Here is a 24,804-nt window from a genome sequence, read left to right on the forward strand (position 1 = left end):
CTGGTTTTTTGCCTTCTGGTCTCTTGCTCTTCTTGTCTTTTTTCTTCTGGTCGTCTGGCCGCGTGGCCGTCTTCTACGTTTCGGCGAACTCGTACTGGAAGTCGTCGCCGGCGGCCGAGAGCCGCACGCTGCCCAGCTTGCGCGCACTGACCGTGGCGCCGATGACCTCTTCGCTGAGCCGCGGCAGGATGGTGTGCGTGAGGATCGCGTCGATCATCCGGCCGCCCGACTCGATGGCGGTGCATCGCCGCGCCACCAGTGCGACGGCGCTGTCGTCGTAGTGCAATGCAATGCCGTGGTTGGCCGCGAGCCGTGCCGCGATGCGGTCGAGTTGCAGGTGGATGATGCGATGCAACGCCTCGGCGTGCAACGGGTAATAAGGCACTACAACCAGCCGGCCGAGCAGCGCGGGCGCGAACACCTTGAGCAGCGGTTCGCGCAGCGCCGCGGCCAGCGGCTCGGGGTCGGGCCGCAGGGTCGGGTCTTCGCACAGCTGCATGACCAGGTCGGTGCCGACGTTCGAGGTCATGATGATCACGGTGTTGCGGAAGTCGATGTGGCGACCCTCGCCGTCTTCCATCCAGCCCTTGTCGAAGACCTGGAAGAAGATCTCGTGCACGTCGGTGTGCGCCTTCTCGATCTCGTCGAGCAGCACCACGCTGTAGGGCCGGCGGCGCACCGCTTCCGTCAGCACGCCGCCTTCGCCGTAGCCCACGTAGCCGGGCGGCGCGCCCTTGAGCGTGGAGACGGTGTGCGACTCCTGGAACTCGCTCATGTTGATGGTCACGAGGTTCTGCTCGCCGCCGTACAGCGCCTCGGACAATGCCAGCGCGGTCTCGGTCTTGCCCACGCCCGAAGGGCCGCACAGCAGGAACACGCCGACCGGCTTGTTGGGGTTGTCGAGCCGTGCGCGCGCGGTGCGGATGCGGCGCGAAATGGTCTCCAGCGCATCGGGCTGGGCCACCACGCGGGCCGAGAGAATTTCGCCGAGGCGCAGCACCGACTGCGCGTCGTCGCGCACCATGCGGCCGATGGGAATGCCGGTCCAGTCGGCCACCACGGTGGCGATGGCCTGCGCATCGACGGCCGCCAGGATGAGCGGCGATTCGCCCTGCAGCTGCACGAGCTTGTCTTGCGCTTCGTTCAGCTCGGCGCGAATTTCCTCGGGTGTGCGTTCGGGTTCGGCGGGCGCGGCTTCGGCTTGCGCTTCGGAGGCTTCGGCCTCGCCGCTCTCTTCTTCCTTGTCCCCGGCCTTGCCTTGCACCGGCACGGCCGCGGGCGACAACAGCTTGCGCAGCGCCACGATGCGTTCGACCAGCGCGCTTTCTTCCACGCGGCGCTGCTCCAGCAGGTCGAGCTCGGCCTGCGCCGCGGCCACCTGGGCCGCGATGTCTTCGACGCGCTGGTGCTCGCCGACGCCGATGGCCGCCTCGCGCCCCGCAATGCCGGACTCGATGCCCAGCACTTCGATACGGCGCTGCAGGTCTTCCAGCGCGGCAGGCAACGCATGCTGGCTCAGCGCCACGCGCGCGCACGCCGTGTCGAGCAGGCTCACGGCCTTGTCGGGCAACTGGCGCGCGGGAATGTAGCGGTGCGACAGGCTCACGGCCGCTTCGAGCGCGGCATCGAGAATGAGCACGCCGTGGTGCTTTTCGAGTTCGGCCGAGATGCCGCGCAGCATGATCACCGCCTTGGGCTCGGTGGGCTCGTGCACCTGGATGGTCTGGAAGCGCCGCGTGAGCGCCGGGTCTTTCTCGATGTACTTCTTGTACTCCGACCAGGTGGTCGCGCCGATGGTGCGCAGCCGGCCGCGTGCCAGCGCGGGCTTCAGCAGGTTGGCCGCGTCGCCGGTGCCGGCAGTGCCGCCCGCGCCCACCAGCGTGTGCACCTCGTCGACGAACAGCACGATGGGCTTGGGGCTTTTCTCGACCTCGTCGATGACCTGCCGCAGCCGCTGCTCGAACTCGCCCTTCACGCCCGCGCCGGCCTGCAGCAGCGTGGGGTCGAGCACCCACAGCGACACGTCTTTCAGCGAAGGCGGCACGTCGCCGGCTGCCAGGCGCGAGGCCAGCCCTTCGACCACGGCGGTCTTGCCCACGCCGGCCTCGCCGGTGAGCAGCGGGTTGTTCTGCCGGCGCCGCATGAGGATGTCGATGATCTGGCGGATCTCGTCGTCGCGGCCATAGACCGGGTCGAGCTCGCCGGCGCGTGCCTTGGCGGTCAGGTCGCTGGCGTACTTGGCCAGCGCGGAGCCGCCGGCCGGCGCGCCGTCGCCCTGGTGGTGCGCCACGGCAGCCGGCGCGCCGCCGCCCGTGCCCACGCCGCCCGTGCCCACGCCGGGCGTGGCGTCGAAGTCGTCTTCGGGCGAGCCTTCGGTCCATGCCGCGAGCTGCGCCACCAGCACGTCGGGCACGATCTTGTCGAACTCGCGCGAGATGCCCGACAGCACCTGCCGCAGCCCCGGCGTCTTGATGATGCCCGCGAGCAGGTAGGCGCCGCGGATCGAGGTGGCCTCGAAGCGCAGGCTTGCATACACCCAGGCACGTTCGACGGCGTTGTCGACGTGCTCGGAGATGTCGCTGATCGAGGTGGCCCCGTGCGGCAGCCGGTCAAGCGCGCGCACCAGGTCCTGCTCGACCGCATCGAGGTTCAGGCCCGCGCGCTTGATGATGCGCAGCATGTCGCTGTCCTGCAGCTGCAGGATCTGGTGCAGCCAGTGCACCAGCTCCACGTAGGCGTTGCCGCGCAGCTTGGCGAAGGCGGTGGCTGTTTCCAATGCCTTGTAGAGCATCGGGTTGAGCTTGGAGAACAGAGAGACGCGGCGGATGTCGGTCATAAGGAAGAAGAAGGCGCGTGAGAGGGAAACAATGCTTCGGGCTGGAACACCATGTCGCCGGCATCGGTGTCCGACAGGCGCGTGCCGAGCCAGCTGCCCCAGCCCAGGCGCTGGCCGCCGCTGAGTTGCGTGCCCTGCGCGTCCTGCTTGCGGAGCACCAGCCGCAGCTCCCAGGCGAATTCGATGCCGATGTACTGGCGCACCCAGTCGACCACCTGCCGCAGCCGCTTGCTGCCCGGCAGGAACTCGCGGAACTGCTCTTGCGTGAGCGGCCCGAGCTCCAGGCGGAACTTGCTCTGCGCATCGCGCACCGCCAGGCCGATGGTGGCACCGCCGCCCAGCTGGTGGTTGCGCCCCGAGATGCCGATGCGGCTGACCTGGCGCTCGTCGATCATCACCCAGGTGCTGACGAATTCATCGACGCGCACCGGCACGTCGAAGTAGAGCCGCAGGATCTGGATCAGGCCTTCGGGGTTGCGCGTCTGGCGCACGAGGTGGCCGGCCATGAAGGTGCGCGCATGGTCCGCGATGCGGTCGCGCTTTTTCAGGCCCGGCTGCCCCATGTTCATGAGGCTCGCGACGTAGTCGACAAAGCGGTGGCCGTCGACACGGTCCAGGCTGTTGACCGACTGCGCGTCGGCCCAGGCCCGGTAGAACAGCAGGATCAGCCGGTGATGGAACAGGTCGGCGAACGCGCTGAGCGTGTTGTCGGCATGGTGCCGCTTGCGCTCGCGTGCGTACTCCGTCAGGTGCAGCGGCAGGGGGCCGTTGGGGCCGAACAGGCCGAAGCCGTAGATCGAGATGCGCGGCGGACCGTCGCCGTCGCTCTCCACGCCCGACACGTTGGCGGGCGCGAAGGCCATCGAGGGCTCCTGCCCAAGCCGCAGCGGCTCGTCGGAAGGGCGCGGCGCGCGGCCCAACAGCGGATGGTCGCCCTGCGCATCGAGGCGGCGCAGCAGCATGAAGAGATCGTGCTCGAAGGGCTGTTCGAGCAGCCCGGCCCAGAGCGCGGGATCGGCCTCGGGCACGCCACGCGGCAGCAACGTGGCTTGCAGCGGCTGCGAAATGTTGTAGCAGATACCGGCCGCGTCCACCACCACGCCGCCGTCTTCGGCCGGCGTGGCAAGGGTGCCTTCGGTGATGCCGGCTTCGCTCATACGGCGGGTCGGCGTCCCACGCGCGGCGTCCAGCGCGCGATCTCGCCGCGCTGCAGGCTGGTCAGCGCGAACTCGGTGAACGAATTGAGCGACACGTGCCGGCTGAAGAACTGCTCCAGCACGGCGCCGAACAGGTAGGGGCTGGCACCCGAGAACGCGACCTCGTCGATCTTCAGCGCAATCTCCACGCCGCGCCCGAACACGATCGGGCCCGGCTCCGGCAGGCGGCGGAACACCGGCGCCAATGACATCGAGCGCACGCCCTGGATCTGCCGGCGCACCGACGGGTCGGCCAGGTTGCCGTAGAGGTCGAGCATCTCGCGCAATGCAGAAGCCCCTTGCGCGGAATCGACATCGGTCAGGCTCAGGTAGTTCAGGCCCAGGTGGCTGATGAGCCGCCAGGTGAGCGCGCCTTCCGCCAGCGCGGGGTACGGGCGCGAGGGGCCGCGCAGGATGCGGATGGCGCGCACCGGCGCCGACACGCGCAGCGTGAAGTCCGACTCCAGCCCGCTCGGCATGAGCAGCGGCAGGTCGCGGTTGGTGCACAGCGCATCGAGCGTGATGTGCCGCAGGCTGTGCGGAAACGGCGCGTCGTGCTGGTCGACCAGCGACACGTACACCTCGCTGCCGGTGTAGCTGGTGCGCGTGCCCTGCGCCCGCGCGCGGTCGGACACCAGGCGCGGCTCGCGGCGCAGAGAAAAATACGCGCCGAAGTCGCCGTCGTCGGTCGCGAACGAGCCCAGGAAAGGGCGGAACTCGCGCTCTTCCGAGCCGTTGGCCATGTGGCCCGTGACGCGCTCGACCGTGAAGATCTCGAAGTCGCGCGGCCGCGTGCGGTCGATCACCGCATGGTGCTCGTGCTGGCCGGGGCCGACCGGAATGCGGTCGCTGCGGCGCGGCACGAGATTGATGATGGGCGTGCAGAACAGCGAGAAGTGCTTGGCATCGACCAGCCGTTCCAGGTCGGCGTCGGCGCGGTCGAGCAGGATCACGATCTCCATCGTGGTGCCGCCGATGGCCGAGGCCGCCGCGCGCAGCTTGTTCACGCTGAAGAACAGGTAGCGGTCGGGAAAGGCAAAGTACTCGTGCAGCAGCCGGTAGCCCTGGAACGAACGCGCGTCGTACGGCAGCAGTGCCTGCTCGGGGTCGAAGCCTTCGTGGCGGATGGCCTCGTCGCCCAGCGGCACGATGCGCGCGGTGCTGCCGGGCCCGCTGCGGCACACGGTGCCCACGGCGTGGTGCGTCGCAAGCTCGAGCAGGCGCAGCGCATGCAACTCGGCGCCCGAGAGAAAGAATTCGAGCCGCTCCAGCGGCATGTCGGAAAAGCGCGCGCCGCCCACGGCTTCGAGCCGGATGGTGAGCGCGCTCTTGGCCTGCCGCGCGACCTGCGGCATCGCATGCGCAATTTCGGCGGGCACCGGGCCGATGCCGGCTTCGGCGATGCGGATGGGCCACAGCGTGACGGCATGGCCGGTGCGAAATTCGCAAGCCGTCTGCTCGCCCTTGATCATGCGGCCGCGCAGGATGGTGTGGCGCGGCAGTTCGTAGCCGGCCTTCAGCGAGCCTTCGTTGAGGTTGCCGTCGATCTGCACCACGGCCATGGCCGGCAGGGGCGCAAGGAAGTTGGGGTACACCACTTCGAGCAGCCGCTGCGAGAAGCGCGGAAACTCCGCGTCCATCTTGAGCTGGATGCGTGCCGTGAGAAAACTGAAGCCTTCGAGCAGGCGCTCCACATACGGGTCGCTGACCTCGATGCCGCGCATGCCGAGGCGGCCCGCGATCTTCGGGTAGCGCTGCGCGAACTCGGCCCCGAGCTCGTGCATGTAGGTGAGCTCGCGGTTGTAGTAGTCGAGAAGCCGCGCGTCCATTCAGAGGCCTCCCGTCGGGCGCAGCACCATGTGCCCGCTTTCGAGATCGAGCTCGGAGCGAAGGATGAATTCGATCGGGTACGGCACCGACCACAGCGTGCCGCGAATCTCCAGCGCCAGCAGGTTGTGGTGCTCCAGGTCGGTGGCATCGGTCACGCAGCGCACGTCGATGCTGTCTTTCATGATGCGCGGCTCGAAGTCGATGATCGATGCGCGAATGGCCGCCTCGACGTCGGCGAAGTCGACCTCCGACATGCGCCCGCCAGCCCAGCCGCGCACGCCGTAGTTCACCACCGAGCCGCGCGCGCGCGGCATGGTGTTGATGGTGTGGTCGGCGCCGAAATTGGTGGTGTTGAGCAGCCATTGCAGGTCGCGCAGCACCGAGTCGCGCAGCAGCCTGCCGCTCATGAGGAAGGAGCCCGCGCGCTCCTGGCGGCTCTGGGGCTGCTTGTCGGTCAGGCGGTCGAGCAGCACGGGCTGCAGGCGGTCGCGCGCAACGCTTTCCTGCGGATCGCCGTCGCCGTCCATCAGGGCACTCATGGGGTGGTGCGCTCCAGGGCGCCCGTGACGGGTGCGAATTCGACAAGCCGCAGGTCGAGCAGCGAATGGTCGCCGGCCTCGCTGATCAACGTGCGCTGGCCAACGCCCGCGTACTGCTCTTCGCCGGCCAGCGGCAGCCAGTCGGTGCGGCGGCCCAGCGTGGTTTCGTCGTCGAGCGCATCGAGCGCGCCGGGGTAGCGCACGGGCACCAGGCCATTGAGCCCGCGGCCGTCGTGCAGCTCGATCTCGGCCGGTGCCCACAGCAGGTCGACCAGGTGCTGCGGGCGCGAGAACTTGATGCGCCGCACCGCCGGCAGCGGCAGCCACGCATAGCCCGAGGGCGTGAGCAGTTCCAGCACCGCGCCCAGGCGCACGTCGCCGTCGCACAGCCACGCGAATTCGCTGTGTTCGACGGGCTCGCCGTCGAGCGCCTGCGCCGCACGCGCATCGGAGCGGTCGACGCTGGTGAGCGTGCCCTGCAATGCAGGCGCGGCCTGGCGCGCGCTCTCGCGCAGGGCTGCGGCTTCGTCGGCGCGTGCGGGCGGCAGCGCCGCCGCGGCAATGAGCTGCTCGACCCAGTCGGCATTGCCGCTGACGATGGCCGGCGCGCGTGCACCGGCCCAGAATTCGGAACGATGGCGTTCACCAGCGAGCGCCATCGCACAGGTGACGCTGGCCGGCGTGAACGTGGGATCGAGCTTGGTGGCGAGCTTGAGCTGGTCTTCAGCCCGTTGCCATTCGCCACGCAGCGCAAGGAAGTGGCACAGGGCCAGCCGCAGGCCGGCGTCCTGGGGTTTGGCGCGAATCTGCCGCTGCACCCCTTCGGTGTGCTCGGCCACGGAGCGGTCGCCCAGCACTGCAAACCCATCGCGCATGAAGCTTCCTCATTGATTGCTGGCACCCGGCACGAATGGCCGGTGTGCAAAGGACGGCCGGTGATGGCCGTCGGAGAACATCCCCGGCCGGCCCGCGAACGCATCGCTGTTGAAAAACAGGCGACGCGCGCGGCCGGTCGGGCACGGAGGCAAGGAAATCAGGCTTCCTTGTTTTCCTTGATGTTCCAGGCCAGCACCGTCTCGGCGCCCTTGCCGCCCTTGTCGGTCTGTTCCCAGTACTGCTGCTTCACCTTGGCGGCCTGGAAGGCGTACTGCACGAGCACCGCGTCGGAGCCCTGCTCGGCCGTGTACTGCACCGAGGTGACCAGCACTTCCTCGAGCGTGACGCGCGTGTATTCGATCTGGGAGCCACCGGCCTTGCACACCGACACCTCGATCTTGGCCAGGTGCTTGCCGCTTGCGCAGTTCTTCATGACGGACGGTGCCGCCTTGTCGATGCGTGCCAGCACCTGCAGGTCGTTGAAGCTGGCCTTGCCGACACCACCGCCACCGCCGCTGACCATGTTTCCAGGCTGCGTCGCTCCCCAGGCAAACGACTTGATATCCGTCCATTCCTTGTGATTCGAGTCCTTGGATTCGCCGTTTGCGCCCTCGACGCGCATGAACATGTCTACTGCCATGATTAACCCCCAAAGTTATGTGCGCCCGTGTCTCCGGGACGCCGTTGAATTAGCTGCTGTCCTTCTTGTTGGATGGCAGCTTCGAAACCAGCCGCAAGGAAACCGTCAGCCCTTCGAGCTGATAGTGCGGCCGGAGAAAAAACTTGGCGGCGTAGTAGCCCGGGTTGTCCTCGATGGCTTCCACCTGGACTTCCGCCGCCGCCAGCGGCTTCATTGCCTTCGTGTCCTGCGACGACGTGCCGGGGCTGCCGTCGACGTAATTCATGATCCAGTCGTTGAGCCAGCGCTCCATGTCCTCGCGCTCGCGGAACGAACCGATCTTGTCGCGCACGATGCACTTCAGGTAGTGCGCGAAACGGCAGCATGCGAACAGGTACGGCAGGCGTGCCGCCAGGTTGGCATTGGCGGTGGCGTCGGCGTCGTAGTACTCGGCCGGCTGCTGCAGCGACTGCGCGCCGATGAAGGCCGCGAAGTCGGAGTTCTTGCGGTGCACCAGCGGCATGAAGCCGTTCTTGGCCAGCTCGGCTTCGCGCCGGTCGCTGATGGCGATCTCGGTCGGGCACTTCATGTCGACGCCGCCGTCGTCGGTCGGGAAGGTGTGCGTGGGCAGGTTCTCGACCGCGCCACCCGACTCCACGCCGCGAATCGAGGTGCACCAGCCGTACTGCTTGAACGAGCGGTTGATGTTCACGCCCATCGCATAGGCCGAGTTGGCCCAGGTGTAGCGCGTGTGCAGGGCCGAATCGGTTTCTTCCTCGAACTCGAATTCGTCGACCGGGTTGGTGCGGGCACCGTAGGGCAGGCGCGCCAGGAAGCGCGGCATGGCCAGGCCGATGTAGCGCGCGTCTTCCGAATCGCGCAGCGAGCGCCATGCGGTGTGCTCGGTGTTCTGGAAGATCTTGGTCAGGTCGCGCGGGTTCGACAGTTCCTGCCACGAGTCCATCTGCATCACGGTGGGCGATGCGCCGGCAATGAAGGGGCAGTGCGCGGCGGCGGCAATCTTGGCCATTTCGCCGAGCATCTCGACGTCGGGCGGGCTGTGGTCGAAATGGAAGTCGCCGATCAGCGCGCCAAAGGGCTCGCCGCCGAACTGGCCGTACTCGGCCTCGTAGATCTTCTTGAACAGCGGGCTCTGGTCCCAGCCGATGCCCTTGTGGCGCTTGAGCGAACGCGCCACTTCGCGCTTGGACGCGCACATCACGCGGATCTTCAGCTGCTCGTCGGTCTCGGTGTTGTTGACCAGGTAGTGCAGGCCGCGCCATGCGCCTTCGAGCTGCTGGAAGTCTTCGTGGTGCAGGATCTGGTTGATCTGCTCCGAGAGCTTGCGGTCGATCTCCGTGATGATGGCCTGCACCGAGCGGTAGGCATCGTTGGAAATGGTGACGGTGTTTTCAAGGGCCTGCACGGCCAGCGTCTTGACGGCGTTTTCAACCGCCTCGCGGGCCTGCTCGGTCTTGGGCTTGAACTCGCGCTGCAACAGGTCGGAGAACTCGTTCGGCGCGAGCGCCTCGACGGTGGTCTGCGTGCTGCGCGCGGCTGTCTGTTTGGGTGCGGTGCTCATGAGGAAGATCCTGTCGTCGGCTTGCGTTGCGGGTGCTGCACGTGCTTGCGCTTACTCGGAAGTGGCGCCGGGTGCCGCGCCTGCCTTTTCGTTCGCGGCTTCCACCGCCTTGGCAACCGCGGGGTTGGGCGCGGACGCCAGCGACTTGAGCAAGGCCGGGTTCTGCAGCGCCTGCGCAATCAGTTGCTCCGCGCCGTTCTTGCCGTCCATGTAGGACAGCAGGTTCGACAGTTCGGTGCGCGCTTCGAGCAGCTGCTGCAGCGCATCGACCTGGCGTGCGATGCGCGCGGGCGAGAAGTCGTCCATGCTGTCGAAGGTGATGTCGACATTCATCTGGCCGTCGCCGGTGAGCGTGTTGGGCACCTGGAAGGCCACGCGCGGCTTGATCGACTTCATGCGGTCGTCGAAGTTGTCGATGTCCACGGCCATGAACTCGCGCTCGGCAAGGTCGGGCATCGGATCGATCTGCTTGCCCGCGAGATCGGCAATGACGCCCATCACGAAGGGCAGCTGGATCTTGCGTTCGCTGCCGTAGATCTCCACGTCGTACTCGATCTGCACGCGCGGCGCGCGGTTGCGCGCAATGAACTTCTGACCACTGTTTCTGACACGGTTGTCTGCCATAAGCTTCCTCTTGAATCTGAAATGCGTGGGGGTCCGCCCCTGATCGACCTTCCGCCGCCGGGGCCCGCGGCGCCTGGGTGACGGCTGTTGTTACTCCGCGGGGCTTGCGCCGTTCGACGGGCGCCCCGCGAGGCTCTCTATCTTTTGCAATCCCTCGGGCACGAGCTCTTCGATGATCTGGAAGAAATTGAGCTCGAGCAGTCTCTGTGCTCTTCGTATCAGCATGGGCGCCGGATGACTGGGCTCCGCGCGCTCCATGTAAAGGCAAGCTTTTTCCAACAACACTTGCACATCATCACGACTCGATATTTCAATATCTTTAATGCGGGCCACGCGTAGGCCTGTACCGACATTTGAGGAGGTATTCCCTGCGGCATTTGGTACTACCGAATCAGGAAGTAAAGACCCTTCCGATGCCACCTGGGAGTGGGCTTCGGCAGCTTCGGCGGGCTCCGGCTGCACCTGTTCGGGCAGCAGCTGGACCACGGTGCGAAGCGACCTTTCGAGGCGGGAAAAATCGGGTGCCCAGCTCTGGCCCAGCGCACGCTCGGAGGTTGCGCGAATGCGCTGCAACAGGTCGAGCGCCGCACGCAGGGCCACCACGGGCGGTGCATCTTTTTCATGCGCCCGGCGGGCCGCTTCGCGCAGCCGGCCGATGCCCCCGGGGTAGTCGACCTGGTCGGTCTTGCTCGAATCGAGCAGCGCCTCGACCTGCCGCAGGCTCATGGCCGAGCCACCGTCGTCGAGCAGGCGCGCATCGCGCACGCTGCGTCCGAGCCCTTCGGATTCGGCCAGTGCGGCCAGCGCATTCATGCGCGGCAGCGGGTCTTCGAAATCGCCATCGACCACGACGCGCGGATGCACGTCGGTCCAGAATTTCTGCAGCACGCCATCGACCACCTGCAGGCCATCGACATAGCCGGGCAGGCCGCGGTTCTCGGTCCAGGCCAGCGTGAGCGGCACCAGCACGCGAAGGTCGCGAGTGCGCGTGCACAGCTGCTTTGCGATGCGCTCCACGCGCGCCCAATCGGGAGGCTCGGCGGGGATGATGGTGGAGCCGAACTGCTGCTCGCGCTTGCCCGTGGTTGCCTGTTGCAACGCCATGAAATCGGGGTCGTACTCCAGATCTTCACCGCACGGGAACGGGCCTTCAACAGGCTGCTGCAATAGATCGATCTCGGTCGGCGACAACCTCTTCTCCCTTTGTTACCGTTTCTCAACAACAGTTATCTTGAGGGGTAACTCAGGTCGCGGTCAACAGCAACAGAGTGCAACGCGCTGGCTATGAATCACAAAGAAGTACAACTTCTTTTAAACGCAGTCAGAACGTCTACAGCGCAACTACAACAGTCCACGCGCCCCCAGATTGCGCATCAACGCGCCGATGCCAAAAGTCCATCGCGGCGCCTGATCGGCGTGTACCACGCGATTGAGCAGTGCTCCCAATTCGGGCGCGGCGATGCGCACATGGTCGCCCACGACATGGGTGAATCCTTGACCAGGACCGTGACGGTCTTGTGTCGGCGCAAACATCGTTCCCAGAAACAACATGAAACCGTCGGGGTAGGCGTGATGCTTGCCCACGGTCTGCGACACGAGGTCGAGCGGGTCGCGGCTGATCTTCGACAGCGAGCTCGATCCTTCGAGCGTGAAGCCCTCGGGACCCGTGACCTCGAGCGCGACCGTGATGCGGCGCACGTCGGCAATGCCGAAGTGCGCATCGAACAAACGTATGAAGGGCCCGATGGCGCACGAGGCGTTGTTGTCTTTTGCCTTGCCCAGCAACAACGCGCTGCGGCCTTCGAAGTCGCGCAGGTTGACGTCGTTGCCGAGCGCGGCGCCCAGCGTCTCGCCGCGGCTGTTGACCGCGAGCACGACTTCGGGCTCGGGGTTGTTCCACACAGAGCCCGAATGAATGCCGACATCGGCGCCCGTGCCCACTGCCGCAAGCACCGGGGCCTTGGTGAAGATCTCGGCGTCGGGGCCGATGCCGACCTCGAGGTACTGCGACCACACGCCCTGCGCGATCAGCACTTCCTTGACCTTCGCCGCTTCCGGCGAGCCGGGCACGATGCCGGCGAGGTTGTCGCCCAGCACGTCGCCGATGGCGGCGCGCGTGGCTTCGGCCCGCGATGCATCGCCGCGCGCCTGTTCCTCGATGACGCGCTCCAGCAGGCTCGCGACGAAGGTCACGCCGCTGGCCTTGATGGCCTGCAGGTCGCAGGGCGCGAGCAGCCAGGGCTTGCTTTCGTCGCGCGCGGTTTCGTCGCTGTTGGCGAGCACGGCGTCGAGCGCTGCAATGCGCGGTGCATTGTTCTTCAGCGCGTGGCGCACGGCTTCGGCAGGCGGTGCCTGGCCTTCGAGCAGGTCGCTCATGGTGGGCGCGAGTGTCGACAGGTCGTGCAGGCCGCCTTCGTGCACGGCCACCAGCACCGGGCCCACGCCCGGTTGCCAGAGGCGTCCGACCAACGTAGCGCGCTCGGCGTCGCGGGGCAGGCAGGAAGAAGTCGAGAGGTTCAATGGCATGGCGTGGTGTCTCCGTGTGATGTGTCGCTACGTGGCATCGTAGCGGCGCATCACAGAGAGAGCACTGCCGGTGTCGCCCTGCCGTTCTTCCTTCTTCAGTGCCCCGCGCCGTGTGCCGGTGCGGCGCGCACGCGCGCGACGTCGCCCGGCAGGTCTTTCCAGGCCGGCTCCTGTGGCGCGAAGCGTGCGCGCATGTAGCCGGCAAGCTCGGCGATCTGCCGGTCGTCGAGCGCTTCGCGGAAGGCGGGCATGAAGCCGATGTCGCGGCTCGCGGGTTCGCGCACGCCATCGAGGATGGTGCGCAGCAGGTTGTCGGGCCGCGCGCTGGTGAGGTTGCTGTTCAGTGCCAGCGGCGTGTTCACGCCCAGCAGCGTGGGGCCGTTGCCGTCGTGGTGGCACGAAGCACAGGCGCTGTCGAACATGCGCTGCGCGGGACCGAGCAGCTGGCCTTGCGTGCTTGCCGCGGCGGCGATGGCCTGTTGTGCAAGGGCCTGCGGCTCGGCGGCCGGCGCCGGGTTGAACGAAGCGAGGTACGTGGCCATGGCGCGCACGTCGGCGTCGGGCACCTGCGCGAGTTCGCGAACCACTTCGGCCATCGGACCGCCCGCAATGCCATGGCGGGGCGAGTGGCCGTTGCGCAGGTAGCGGTAGAGCGCATCGGCGTCCCACGGCACGGCCGACTTCGACAGCTGCGTGAGCGCGGGCGCTTCCCAGCCGTCGACCATCGCGCCCGAAAGAAAGGCACTGCCGCCCTGCTCCGCGCCCATCGCATTGCGCGGCGTGTGGCAGGCGCCGCAATGGCCCAGGCCGTTGACGAGGTAGGCGCCACGGTTCCACTCGGCGCTTTGCGTGGCCACGGGCTGCAATGGCGCGGGGTCATGAAAGAGCGCGTTCCAGCCGGCCATCAGCGGCCGCATGCTGAACGGGAACTTGAGCTCGGACTTCGGCGTTTCGGCGCGCACCGCGGGCATCGACATGAAGTACGCATAGAGCGCCTGCAGGTCGTCGTCGCTGGTCTTGGCGAATGCCGTGTATGGGAAGGCCGGGTACAGGTGATGGCCGTCGCGTGAAACGCCTTCGCGCATCGCGCGCTGGAATGCGCTGAAAGACCAGCGGCCCAGGCCGGTGTCGGCATCGGGCGTGAGGTTGGTGGTGTAGAGCGTGCCGAAGGGCGTGTCCATTGCGCGGCCTCCGGTGTTGGGTGCGCCGCCAGGTGCGGTGTGGCACACGGCGCAATCTCCGAGGGAAGCAAGCACACGGCCACGTTCGATGGTGGACTGGCTGTAGACCGGCGCGGTGAGGGACACCGGCGCAATGGTGGAGCGCCAGCCGAGCAGGCCCGCGATGACGCCGATGCCGCCGATGAAGAGCGCGGCGCCCGTGGCCCACAGGCCCTTCCTCTTGGGCCAGGCGGCTTCGGTATTGCTCCTTCTCCCTTTGGGAGAAGGCTGGGATGAGGGTGCGACGGCGTCACCACTCGCAGGCCGTCGACCCTCACCCCAACCCTCTCCCGGAGGGAGAGGGGGCAAGTCCGCAGTCAGCGGATTCAGTCCAGCCAGCACCGTCTCCGGCGTGAACGGCGGTGCCCGAAACCGCACCCCCGTCGCATCGAAGATCGCATTCGCGATCGCCGCCGTTCCCGGCACCGACGACGACTCTCCCGCGCCGAGCGAAGGCTCGCCAGGCCGCGGCATGTGCATCACCTCGATCACCGGCACTTCGCGGAAATTGATGATCGGGTAGCTGCCCCACTCGCGGCTCGCCACCACGCCGGCCGGCCGCACGCCGGGCAACTGCGCACCTGCACCGGCACCCACACCGGCATCGGCGGCGCCTTGCCGCGGCGCGAACTTCACCTCTTCCATCAGCGCACGGCTGGTGGTCTGGATCACGTTGCCGTGCACCTGGTGCTCGACACCCGCGGGGTTGATCATCAGCCCCGCGTCGTGCCCCACGACCACGCGGCGCACATGCACCTCGCCGGTCTTGCGGTTCACCTCGACATCGGCCACCCACGCGGCCCACGCGGCACCGAAGCCGGGCCACTTGCTGTGGATGTAGCGCGCATAGGCAAAGCCTTGACCGAACAGAATGTCGCCGCCCTCGCCCAGCCCGCCGTCGGTGTTCTCCTGCGGCCCGGTGCGCATGCGCCAGCCGGCCTTCTGCGCGGTGGCCTGCACCAGCTCGACCGCGCGCGGGTCTTCGAGATGGCGCAGCCGGAACTGCACCGGGTCGACACCCGCCGCCGTCGCCAGCTCGTCGATGTACGACTCGTGCGCGAACGAACTCGGCAACGCCGACACGCCGCGCAGCCACGAGGCGCGCACGATCGGCGCCATGTCGTTGACCTTCACGCGCAGGTTGTCGTAGCTGTAGGGCGGCCGCGCCGTGCGGTCGCCCATCTCGTAGGCCTGCGCCACCGGCTCGATGGTGCGCGTGAGCAGCAGCGCGAGCGTGGGTGCGCCGTTCGACGGATACGAGGTCTCGAAGTCGTAGGCGGCAATGCTGCCGTCGGCCATCAGCCCGCCGTCGATCTCCATGAGCTGCGCGGCGCCCTTGGGCTCCCACGCATGTTCCTGCTCGCGCGTGAGCTGCACGCGCACCGGCATGCCGACGGCGCGCGCGAGCAGCGCGGCATCGGCGGCCACGTCGTCGGCGCCGTTGCGGCCGTAGCAGCCCGCGGCCTCCATGCGGACCACGTCGACCTGCACGTCTTCCACGCCCATGAGCTTCGCCAGGTCGGCGCGCAGCACGTGCGGGTTCTGCGAGCCGGCCCAGCAACGCAGCTGCATGCCGCTGCCATCGGCCGGCTGCCAGTCGGCCAGCGCGCACGACGGGCCGATGGACGCATGCATCTGGTAGGGCCACACGTAGGTGCGCTGCATCGGCTGCGCGGCCGCCGCGATGGCTGTATCGACATCGCCTTCATCGACCAGCAGGCGCTGCGTCGAGGGGTTGTCGCGCAGGGCCTGTGCCACGTCGGACAGGTCGGGCATGCCGGGCCAGGGCTTCCACGCGACGCGAAGTTCACGCAACGCCTGTTCGGCGTGTTCTTCGCGCTCAGCCACGATGCCGACGAAATCGCGGATGACGACCACGGCGCGGATGCCGGGGATGTGCGCAATGGACGCTTCATCGACCGATTCGAGCGTGTTGCCGATGAACTCGCCGTGGTCCGCTCCGGCATACGGCGGGCGCACCACGCGGCCATGCAGCATGCCGGGCACGCGCATGTCGTGCACGAACACCAGTTCGCCCGCGAGCTTGGCCGGAATGTCGACGCGCGCCTGCCGCGTGCCGACGACGCGGTAGTCGGCCGGATCCTTGGGCTGTGCCTGCGGATCGAGCCGCAGCACGGTGCGCTGTCCGGCAACGAGGTCCGCATAGCTGACATGCGTGTCGGGCGCTTCGGTGACGCGCACCACGCCATTGCGCACCTGCAATGCATCGACCGGCACGCCAAGGCGCTCGGCCGCGCGCGCCAGCAGCCACGCACGCGCCTGCGCCGCGGCAAGGCGCAGCGGCTGCGAATGGATCTGGATGGACGCGCTCGCGATCGTCGCGCCCTGGTTGGGCACGCGCGCCGTATCGCCGAGCATCATGCGCACGCAGGGCATGCCGAGATCGAGCTCTTCGGCCACGATCTGCGCGAGCGCGGTCTGGATGCCGGTGCCCAGGTCGACGTGGCCATTGAGCGCGGAGGCGCTGCCGTCGTCCCACACGGCGAGCAGGACCTCGTCGCCTTCGATGGGGTTGCCGGCGATGAGCGCGGGCTGGCCTTTGGCGGGAGGGGGCGCGGGCGGGGCCTCGCGCACGACGAGCAGCACGCCGTCGGCCGACAGGAATTCGGCGCGCGTTTGCGGAAGATCGGCGCGGCGCGTCATCGGCTTTTCTCTCGAAGGGAGAGAGGGCGAGACGCGGGAATTACTCCCTCTCCCCTTGGGGAGAGGGTTGGGGTGAGGGTCGGCGGCGATGGCAAAGGCTGTGCTTGTTCGAAGGCCGATGCCCTCACCCTAGCCCTCTCCCAGAGGGAGAGGGGACAAGACACCGAGAGGGGACAACGCGGGCGGCTCATGGGCTTGTCTCCGCGCGCATGCGCACCGCAGCGCGCTGCACCGCGTCGAGAATTTCTATGTGCGTGCCGCAACGGCACAGGTTGCCCGACAGCTCGCTGCGGATGCGCGCCTCGCTCGCCTGCGGATCGCGCGCCAGCAGCGCCGCGGCCTGCATGACCATGCCGTTCAGGCAGTAGCCGCACTGCGCGGCCTGCGCGTCTTCGAATGCGGCCTGCACGGGATGCCAGTTGCCCCGCTCGCCCAGCCCTTCGAGCGTGGTGACGGAGCGGCCCGCCACGCCATGCGCCGGAATCACGCAGGCGCGCGCCGCCACGCCATCGACATGCACCGTGCAGGCACCGCACTGCCCCAGCCCGCAGCCGTACTTGGGGCCGTTCAGCCCCAGGTCGTTGCGCAGGAAGTGCAGCAGCGTCGCCGCGCGCGGCACGCCGTCGAGCGCGTGCGGCTGGCCGTTGACCCGCAGGTGCGGCGGCTCAGCGCCGCAACTGGCCGTCACGGGTGTACATCTCCAGGTCCACGAAGGTCGAGCCGTTGTGGTTCTTCGCGCTGTAGTCGATGGGGAAGTCGCCGAAGCGCGTGCTGCCGATGCTCTCGAGCCCGGCGATGAAGCTGTCGCGCGTGAGCCCCTTGCCCGCGCGGCGCAGGCCCTCGGCCATCACGCGCGCGACGATGTAGCCCTCGAGCGCGGTGTAGCTGTCGATCTTCTCGCCGAACTCGGCGCGGTCACGCTGGTAGTCGGCCACGATGGGCACGCGCTGCGCCTGCGGCGGCGGCACGATGCTGGCCGTGACCAGCCCGGCGAGCTTGCCGTCGAGCCGCTTGGCGGAGCCGGCCGCATCGGTGATGCCCACCGACAGCGTGTACAGCGGCGCGGCCACGGCACTGGCGCGGTAGTCGCGAATGAACACCTCGACCATGCGGCCGGCCATGATCATCACGACCGCGCCGGGCTTGGCCTCGGCCAGGCTGGCGACGACGCTCTTCGCGTCTTCGGCGGTGATGGCCAGCGGCAAGGTCTTCAGCACCTTGACCTTGTAGTCGGCCGCCAGCTCTTCGCAGGTGGCGAGGTTCGACTTGCCGAAGGCGCTGTCCTGGTACACCACCGCGATCGACTGGATGCCGAGCGTCGAGAGGTGGCTGATGATCTTGCGCAGCTCCAGGTCGTAGCCCGCGCGCACGTGGAACAGGTAGCGGTTGGTCTTGGTGCGAAACGAGGTGGTGCCCACCAGCGGCGCGAACATCGGCACGCCGGCCTTCTCGGCCAGCGGCATGGCCGCCGCGAGGTTGCCGGTGGCGACGTAGCCGGTGAGCGCGAAGACCTTGTCTTCGTCGATCAGCTTCGCGGTGTTGATGGCCGTCTTCGCGGGGTCGTAGGCATCGTCGTAGGTGACCAGCTCGATCTTGCGGCCGTTGACGCCGCCCGACTTGTTGACGCGGTCGAAGTACAGCTTGATGCCCGCACGGTAATCGACGCCGAAGTCTTTCGCGGGGCCGCTGAACACGGCCGACTGGCCGATGCGGATGGTGGTGTCGGTCACGCCGTTGTCGGCGCGCGCCGGCCGCAGGAGGCCGGGGCCGAACACCAGGGCCGCGCCGCCCGCCACCATCGCGCGCCTTGAAATCGAAAGCTTCATGCGTCGTCTGTCTCTTCGTTGTCGTTGTCGTTGCTGTCGTTGCCGCGGCGCCTGTCGTGTGCGTCGCGGGCGTCGCTGGCTTCGTCAGCCGGCCTGTATGTCGCCGGACTGGATGCGTTTCACGCCCTTGGCCGTCATCTGCTTCCACGCCGCGGCCAGCGAGCCGTTCAGGTCGATGCCGCGCGTAGCGTCTTCGATCACATAGGCGTCGAAGCCGGCCTTGCGTGCGTCCATCGCGGTCCAGGCCACGCAGAAGTCGGTGGCCAGGCCGGTGACGAACACGGTCTTGATGCCGCGCGCCTTCAGGTAACCGGCCAGGCCGGTGGCCGTCTTGTGGTCGGCTTCCTCGAAGGCCGAGTAGCTGTCCATCTCCTTGTGGAAGCCCTTGCGGATGATGAGCTGCGCGGTCGGCACCTTCAGGTCCTTGCCGAGCGCCGCGTCTTCGGTGCCCTGCACGCAGTGGTCGGGCCACAGCACCTGCGTGCCGTAGTTGAGCTTGGTGGTTTCGAACGGCTTCTTGCCCGAGTAGGTGCTCGCGAACGAAGCGTGGCCCGCCGTGTGCCAGTCTTGCGTGACCACGATGTTCTGGAAGGCCGGCGCCAGTGCGTTGATGACCGGAATGACTTCGTTGCCGCCCTTCACCGCCAGCGTGCCGCCGTCGAGAAAGCAGTTCTGCACGTCGACCACGATCAGCGCCGCCTTGCTGCCGGGCTTGATCTTGCCGGCCGCGAAAGCGTTGAAGCCGAGACTGCCGAGGCCGCCCGCCAGCCCGAGGGCGGCAGCGGATTTCACGAGGGTTCTGCGATGCATGGCGTGGACTCCGGTGGGTTGATGAACAACAAGAAACTCGGACGCGGAAAGATCAGACGCTCAGGTAGGCGCGGCGCACTTCTTCGTTCGCCGCCAGTTCGGCCATCGTGGCGTGATAGCGGATCTGCCCCTTTTCCAGCACATAGGCGCGGTCGGACACCAGCTCGGCAAAGTGCATGTTCTGCTCCGACAGCAGGATGCTCACGCCCTGCGCCTTGAGCTCCAGGATCATCTGGGCCATCTGTTCGACGATGACCGGGGCCACGCCTTCGGAGGGTTCGTCGAGCAGCACCAGGTACGGGTTGCCCATCAGCGTGCGGGCCACGGTGAGCATCTGCTGCTCGCCGCCGCTCATGCGGCCGCCGGGGCGGTTGGGCATTTCGCCGAGGTTGGGGAACAGCTTGAACAGGCGCTCGGGCGTCCACAGCGGCGCGGCGGTGCCGTCGGCCCACTGGCGCGCGGGCTGCTTGCCGACCTCTAGGTTCTCCATCACCGTGAGGTCGGTGAAAACGCGCCGGTCTTCGGGCACGAAGCCCAGGCCCAGCCGCGCCGCGTGGTGCGGCTCGCTCTTCGAAATGTCGTGGCCCAGAAAGCGCACCGCGCCGCGGCGCTTCGCGAGCATGCCGATCAGCGCCTTCAGCGTGGTGGACTTGCCGGCGCCGTTGCGGCCCATGAGCGCGACCACTTCGCCGCGACGCACATCGAGATCGACGTCGTAAAGAATCTGCGCGGCGCCGTACCAAGCGCACAGCGCCTTGGCTTCCAGCAGGGGTTCATGCGTGCTCATGCCGCTTCTCCAATGGCTGCCGCTTTCTCGGCGGTCTTTTTCTCGAAGGTCTTGCCGGTGCCGAAGTACACCTCCTGCACCTTGGGGTGGTCGCGAATCTCGAGCGGCTTGCCCTGCGCGATGAGGCGGCCGCGCGCCAGCACGATCATGCGGTCGGCATACGCGAACACCACGTCCATGCTGTGCTCGGTGAACAGCACGGCCATGCCGCGCTGGATCACCAGGTCCTTGGTCAGTGCCATGAGCGAGTTGCGCTCCTGCGGCGCCATGCCGGCGGTGGGCTCGTCCATGAGCAGCAGCTTGGGGCTGTTGGCCATGGCGATGGCCAGCTCCACACGCTTCACGTCGCCATAGGCGAGCACGCTGCAGGGCCGGTCGGCCTGCGACTTCATGCCGACCTGGTCGAGCAGGGCGAGCGCTTCGTCGCGCTTGTGGTCGGCCGCGCGGCGCCACATCGAGAACAGCTTTCGGTCGTGCGAGAGCAAGGCCATCTGCACGTTCTCGACCACGGTGAGCGAGGCAAAGGTCTCGGCGATCTGGAAGGTGCGGCCCACGCCCTTGCGCCAGATCTCGCGCGGCTTGCGGCCCACGAGTTCCTGGCCGTCGAGCGTGATCGAGCCCTGGTCGGCCTTGAGCTGGCCGTTGACCATGTTGAAGGTGGTGGACTTGCCGGCGCCGTTGGGGCCGATGAGCGCGAGCAGTTCGCCGGGCGGCAGCTCGAAGCTGATGCCGTCCACGGCCTTGACGCCGCCGAACGATTTGCCGAGGTTCGTTACTTTGAGGAGGCTCATGCCTTCACCTCCTTGAGCTTGGCGTCCGCCGAGGCCGCTGCCTTGGCTTGCGCATCTTCATCGTTCTTCGGCGCGCGCCAGCGGTCGGCCAGTTGCTTGATCGAACCCGCGATGCCTTGCGGGAACAGCAGCACCAGGATCAGGATGATGGCGCCGAGCATCGCGCGCCAGTAGTCGGTGTTGCGCGCCACGGTGTCGTGCAGCCAGGTGAACGTAATGGCGCCGACCACCGGCCCCGCCAGCGTCTGGATGCCGCCGAGCAGCACCATCACGAGGCCGTCGACCGACTTGCCGACCGACAGGCTTTCCGGCGAGATGCTGCCCTTGGAGAAGGCATACAGCGCGCCAGCCAGGCCAGCCACCGTGCCCGCGATGACGAACGCGGCCCACTGCATGCGCTTGACGTCGATGCCGATGGCATCGGCGCGCAGTACCGAGTCGCGGCCCGCGCGCAGCGCATAGCCGAAGGGCGAGAACAGCACGCGCCGCAACCACCACACGCCGGCACCGACCAGCACCAGCGTGAGCCAGTAGTAGGCCTGCTTGTTCGACAGCCATTCCGAAGGCCACACGCCCGTCAGGCCGTTGCTGCCGCCGGTGAAGCTGTCCCACTGGTAGGTGATGGCCCAGGTGATCTGCGCGAAGGCCAGTGTGAGCATTGCGAGGTACACGCCCGAGAGCCGCACCGCGAACCAGCCATAGACCAGCGCGCCGAGCGCGGCCACCATGGGCGCGACGACCAGCGCGACTTCCATCGGCAGATGCAATGCGCGCACCAGCAGGGCCGCACCGTAGGCGCCAAGGCCGAAGTACGCGGCATGGCCGAACGAGTGCATGCCGGCCGGACCCATGATGAAGTGCAGGCTGGTGGCGAACAGCGCGGCGACCAGCAGGTCGATCATCAGCACCAGCGTGTAGGGCGAGTTGACCGTCAGCAGCGGCAGCACGGCGAGCATGAGCGCCAGCACGGCGGCGGCGACAAGGTACGCATTGCTCGGTCGGCGCAGCGGTTCTTCCTGCATGCCCACGTAGCGGCTCGGCGCCTGCGGCCGGCCGAACAGGCCCCAGGGACGCCACACCAGCACGATCGCCATCACCAGGAAGTCGACCATCAGCGTGAGCTTCGAGAAAGACACGTCGATGCCGAAGATCTGCACCACCCCGAGCCAGATGCACACCGCCTTGATTTCGGCGATGAGCAGCGCGGCCACGTACGCGCCAGGCAGCGAGCCCATGCCGCCCACCACGACGACCACGAAGGCGGCGCCGATGGTGTTCAGGTCCATCTCGAGCGTGGCGGGTTCGCGCGGCAGTTGCAGCGCGCCACCCAGGCCCGCGAGCAAGGCGCCGAGCGCGAACACGGCGGTGAACAGCCAGGCCTGGTTGACGCCCAGCGCGCTGACCATTTCACGGTCTTGCGTGGCGGCGCGCACCAGCGTGCCGAAGCGCGTGCGCGTGAGCAGCAGCCACACGAGGCCCAGCACCAGCGGGCCGACGACGATCAGGAACAGGTCGTACGAAGGAAACTGGCGGCCAAGGATTTCGACCGAGCCCTTGAGGCCCGGCGCACGCGGACCGAGCAGCTCGTCGGGCCCCCAGAGCCACAGCACCGCGTCCTTGATGACCAGCACCAGGGCGAAGGTGGCGAGCAGCTGGAACAGCTCGGGCGCCTTGTAGATGCGGCGCAGCAGCAGCACTTCGATCAGCGCGCCGAGCACCCCGACCGCCACCGCCGCGATCAGCAGCGCGGGCCAGAAGCCCAGGCTCGAACCCAGCTTGTCGACGAGCGTGTACGCTAGGTAGATGCCGACCATGAAGAACGAACCATGGGCGAAGTTGACGATGCGCGTCACGCCGAAGATCAACGAGAGGCCGGCCGCCACGAAGAAGAGCGAGGACGCGCCGGCCAACCCGTTGAGCAACTGAACAACGAAGCCTGAAAAGCTCATGAGGGACCCTGAGGAAACTGGAGACATCCGCACCAGTCACCGCTGTGTGTTGTCAGCGGTGGCCGGTGCGTTGCAGGAGCCGTGCGGTCAGTCCGCAGGGCGCATCTTTTTCACTTCTTCGTCGGACGGCTGGAACTTGGCGCCGTCGAGGTAGACGTAGTCGACCATCACGCCCTTGCCGCCGTCGTTCTTTGTCTTGCCGACGTACGCGCCCATGGTGGACTGGTTGTCCTGCGCGCGGTAGCTGATCTTGCCGAACGGCGTGTCGACCTGCAGGCCCTTGAAGGCCGCGACGAGCTTCTCGGTGTCGGTGCCGCCGGCCTTCTTGATGCCGGCCGCGATGGAGTGGATGGCGCTGTAGCCGACCACCGAGCCCAGGCGCGGGTAGTCCTTGAACTTGGCCTGGTAGGCATCGAGGAAGGCCTTGTGCTCGGGCGTCTTGACGCCGTTCCACGGATAGCCCGTGACGATCCAGCCGTTGGGTGCTTCGTCCTTCAGCGGATCGAGGTATTCGGGCTCGCCGGTCAGCACGCTCACGACTTCACGGTCCTTGAAGAGGCCGCGCGTGTTGCCTTCGCGCACGAACTTGGAGAGGTCGGCGCCGAACAGCACGTTGAAGATCGCGTCGGGCTTGGCATCGGCCAAGGCCTGCACCACGCTGCCGGTATCGACCTTGCCCAGCGGCGGCGCCTGCTCGGCGACGAACTCGACGTCGGGCTGCGCGGCCTTCAGCAGCGTCTTGAAGGTGGCGGCCGACGACTGGCCGTATTCGTAGTTGGGGTACACGATGGCCCAGCGCTTCTTCTTGAGCTTGGCCGCCTCGGGCACCAGCATCGCGACCTGCATGTAGGTGGAGGGGCGCAGGCGGTAGGTGTACTTGTTGCCGTTGCTCCAGACGATCTTGTCGGTGAGCGGCTCGGCGGCCAGGTAGAAGAATTTCTTTTGCTTGGCGAAGTCGGTCAGCGCCAGGCCGGTGTTCGACAGGAAGGCGCCGGCCAGCACGTCGATCTTTTCGCGCGAGATGAGTTCTTCGGCCACGCGCACGGCATCGCCGGGGTTGGCGTTGTCGTCGCGGCTGATGAGCTCGATCTTCTTGCCGTTGACGCCGCCCTTGGCGTTGATCTCGTCGACCGCGAGTTCCATGCCCTTCTTGTAGGGCTCGAGGAAGGCGGGTTGCGCCTTGTAGCTGTTGATTTCACCGATCTTGATCACGCCCTGCGCATGCGCGGGGACAAGGGCCGCTGTGGCCAGCGTGACGACGGAAGCGGCGCAGAAAACATGGCGCAATGGAATCATCGGGAAGCTCCTTGGGTTCGAACAGAAAACACGATGCTGTACTGGAATGGGATGCGAAGGCGGTTCTTCTTCAGCGAAGGCCGTCTTCGCCCTTGATCTCGCTGGCTTGCAGGCCGCCGATGCGCGGCAGCGGACGGCCGCTGTCGGTGACGGCCACGGCCACGACGATTTCGTTGGCGCGGGGCGCATCGCTCACGCGGGCCTCGATGGCGTCGAAGTGGCTGCGGACGAAGGCGGCATCCTTGTGGCCGAGCGGGACGTCGATGGCGGTGCCGAGGGTGCCCTGCTTCTTGGCGGAGGGCACGAGTGCGGCGCCCTTTTCGACAGCGACGCGCAGCGGTGCGCCAAGCTTGGGATGCAGGATGGCGGCGGCATGTTCGAGCTCGCCGCGTTCGCCGACGATGGCGGCCTTGCCGTAGCTCTGGGCCTGGCCGGGCTCGATGCCGAGGGCCTTGACGGCCTTCTGGCCGAGCAGTGCGCCGAGCTCTTCGCCGATGGCGATGAGCTCGTCGAGGTTCTCGCTGTAGCGGCCGGCGTAGGGGTTCTCGATGACGGCAATGGCAACGGCACGACGCGTGGGGGGCGTGACGTCCTGGCCCATTTCCTTGCGGGTTTCATCGACCTGGATAACGAGCTTGCGGATGTTGGCGGTCATGTTCTCTGGCTTTCTTTTGTCTCTGGGGCTGCTAGCTGTTAACGGCGCTTGCGGTCGCTGCTGTGCGGTTTTTGGTCGGGTTCGGGAGCGGGGTCATTCTTGGCTTGTGCGAATGACACCGGGTACTCCCCTCCGCGAATGTCCCCCGCTTCGCTCCTCCTTTATTTCGCTGCGGGGA

19 protein-coding genes are annotated in these 24,804 nt (G+C 67.3%); all 19 read right to left on the reverse strand.

What is annotated here, in order from left to right:
- Positions 1–73: 73 nt before the first annotated feature.
- Positions 74–2,836 (reverse strand): type VI secretion system ATPase TssH, encoded by a 2,763-nt coding sequence (gene tssH / locus DBV14_RS17490; protein WP_124460432.1) that lies wholly within the window; start codon positions 2,834–2,836, stop codon positions 74–76.
- On the reverse strand, positions 2,833–3,993 hold the full coding sequence (gene tssG, locus DBV14_RS17495; RefSeq protein WP_124460433.1) for a type VI secretion system baseplate subunit TssG: 1,161 nt from the start codon (positions 3,991–3,993) through the stop codon (positions 2,833–2,835). The genes tssH and tssG overlap by 4 nt, the downstream gene beginning before the upstream one ends.
- The gene (tssF, locus tag DBV14_RS17500; protein WP_124460434.1) at positions 3,990–5,861 is read right to left on the reverse strand and encodes a type VI secretion system baseplate subunit TssF; all 1,872 of its coding nucleotides are present in this window, start codon (positions 5,859–5,861) and stop codon (positions 3,990–3,992) included. Before tssF ends, tssG begins: the two co-directional genes overlap by 4 nt.
- On the reverse strand, positions 5,862–6,389 hold the full coding sequence (tssE, locus tag DBV14_RS17505; RefSeq protein ID WP_124460451.1) for a type VI secretion system baseplate subunit TssE: 528 nt from the start codon (positions 6,387–6,389) through the stop codon (positions 5,862–5,864).
- Between the two features lie 8 nt (positions 6,390–6,397).
- A complete protein-coding gene (locus DBV14_RS17510) occupies positions 6,398–7,276 on the reverse strand; it encodes a type VI secretion system accessory protein TagJ (protein ID WP_124460435.1) in 879 nt (292 codons plus the stop codon).
- Between the two features lie 158 nt (positions 7,277–7,434).
- Positions 7,435–7,917 (reverse strand): type VI secretion system tube protein Hcp, encoded by a 483-nt coding sequence (locus DBV14_RS17515; protein ID WP_124460436.1) that lies wholly within the window; start codon positions 7,915–7,917, stop codon positions 7,435–7,437.
- A gap of 49 nt (positions 7,918–7,966) precedes the next feature.
- Entirely contained in the window at positions 7,967–9,478 is a 1,512-nt protein-coding gene (tssC, locus tag DBV14_RS17520) for a type VI secretion system contractile sheath large subunit (protein ID WP_124460437.1), read from the reverse strand.
- A 51-nt stretch (positions 9,479–9,529) separates the two neighbouring features.
- A complete protein-coding gene (gene tssB / locus DBV14_RS17525) occupies positions 9,530–10,102 on the reverse strand; it encodes a type VI secretion system contractile sheath small subunit (RefSeq protein WP_124460438.1) in 573 nt (190 codons plus the stop codon).
- Between the two features lie 90 nt (positions 10,103–10,192).
- On the reverse strand, positions 10,193–11,293 hold the full coding sequence (gene tssA / locus DBV14_RS17530) for a type VI secretion system protein TssA (protein WP_124460439.1): 1,101 nt from the start codon (positions 11,291–11,293) through the stop codon (positions 10,193–10,195).
- Positions 11,294–11,443: 150 nt separating this feature from the next.
- Complete coding sequence (locus DBV14_RS17535; RefSeq protein ID WP_124460440.1) at positions 11,444–12,628, reverse strand: fumarylacetoacetate hydrolase family protein; 1,185 nt, start codon at positions 12,626–12,628, stop codon at positions 11,444–11,446.
- Between the two features lie 95 nt (positions 12,629–12,723).
- Complete coding sequence (locus tag DBV14_RS17540) at positions 12,724–16,512, reverse strand: molybdopterin cofactor-binding domain-containing protein (protein WP_124460441.1); 3,789 nt, start codon at positions 16,510–16,512, stop codon at positions 12,724–12,726.
- A 187-nt stretch (positions 16,513–16,699) separates the two neighbouring features.
- Positions 16,700–17,200: a (2Fe-2S)-binding protein gene (locus DBV14_RS17545; RefSeq protein WP_124460442.1), complete on the reverse strand. Its 501-nt coding sequence runs from the start codon at positions 17,198–17,200 to the stop codon at positions 16,700–16,702.
- On the reverse strand, positions 17,178–18,311 hold the full coding sequence (locus tag DBV14_RS17550) for an ABC transporter substrate-binding protein (protein ID WP_124460452.1): 1,134 nt from the start codon (positions 18,309–18,311) through the stop codon (positions 17,178–17,180). The genes DBV14_RS17545 and DBV14_RS17550 overlap by 23 nt, the downstream gene beginning before the upstream one ends.
- A 111-nt stretch (positions 18,312–18,422) precedes the next feature.
- Positions 18,423–19,148 carry a bifunctional nicotinamidase/pyrazinamidase gene (pncA, locus tag DBV14_RS17555; RefSeq protein ID WP_124460443.1) on the reverse strand — a complete coding sequence of 242 codons (726 nt, stop codon included), beginning with the start codon at positions 19,146–19,148 and terminating at the stop codon, positions 18,423–18,425.
- Positions 19,149–19,200: 52 nt separating this feature from the next.
- Entirely contained in the window at positions 19,201–19,935 is a 735-nt protein-coding gene (locus DBV14_RS17560; protein WP_124460444.1) for an ABC transporter ATP-binding protein, read from the reverse strand.
- Entirely contained in the window at positions 19,932–20,726 is a 795-nt protein-coding gene (locus DBV14_RS17565) for an ABC transporter ATP-binding protein (protein ID WP_124460445.1), read from the reverse strand. The genes DBV14_RS17560 and DBV14_RS17565 overlap by 4 nt, the downstream gene beginning before the upstream one ends.
- Positions 20,723–22,675 (reverse strand): ABC transporter permease, encoded by a 1,953-nt coding sequence (locus DBV14_RS17570; RefSeq protein WP_124460446.1) that lies wholly within the window; start codon positions 22,673–22,675, stop codon positions 20,723–20,725. Before DBV14_RS17570 ends, DBV14_RS17565 begins: the two co-directional genes overlap by 4 nt.
- Positions 22,676–22,762: 87 nt before the next feature.
- Positions 22,763–23,971: an ABC transporter substrate-binding protein gene (locus tag DBV14_RS17575; RefSeq protein ID WP_124460447.1), complete on the reverse strand. Its 1,209-nt coding sequence runs from the start codon at positions 23,969–23,971 to the stop codon at positions 22,763–22,765.
- A 70-nt stretch (positions 23,972–24,041) separates the two neighbouring features.
- Positions 24,042–24,626, reverse strand: coding sequence for an amino acid synthesis family protein (locus DBV14_RS17580; protein ID WP_124460448.1), 585 nt, complete (start codon positions 24,624–24,626; stop codon positions 24,042–24,044).
- Positions 24,627–24,804: the final 178 nt, after the last annotated feature.

The organism is Variovorax sp. KBW07, from assembly GCF_003852515.1.
Taxonomy (GTDB): domain Bacteria; phylum Pseudomonadota; class Gammaproteobacteria; order Burkholderiales; family Burkholderiaceae_C; genus Variovorax.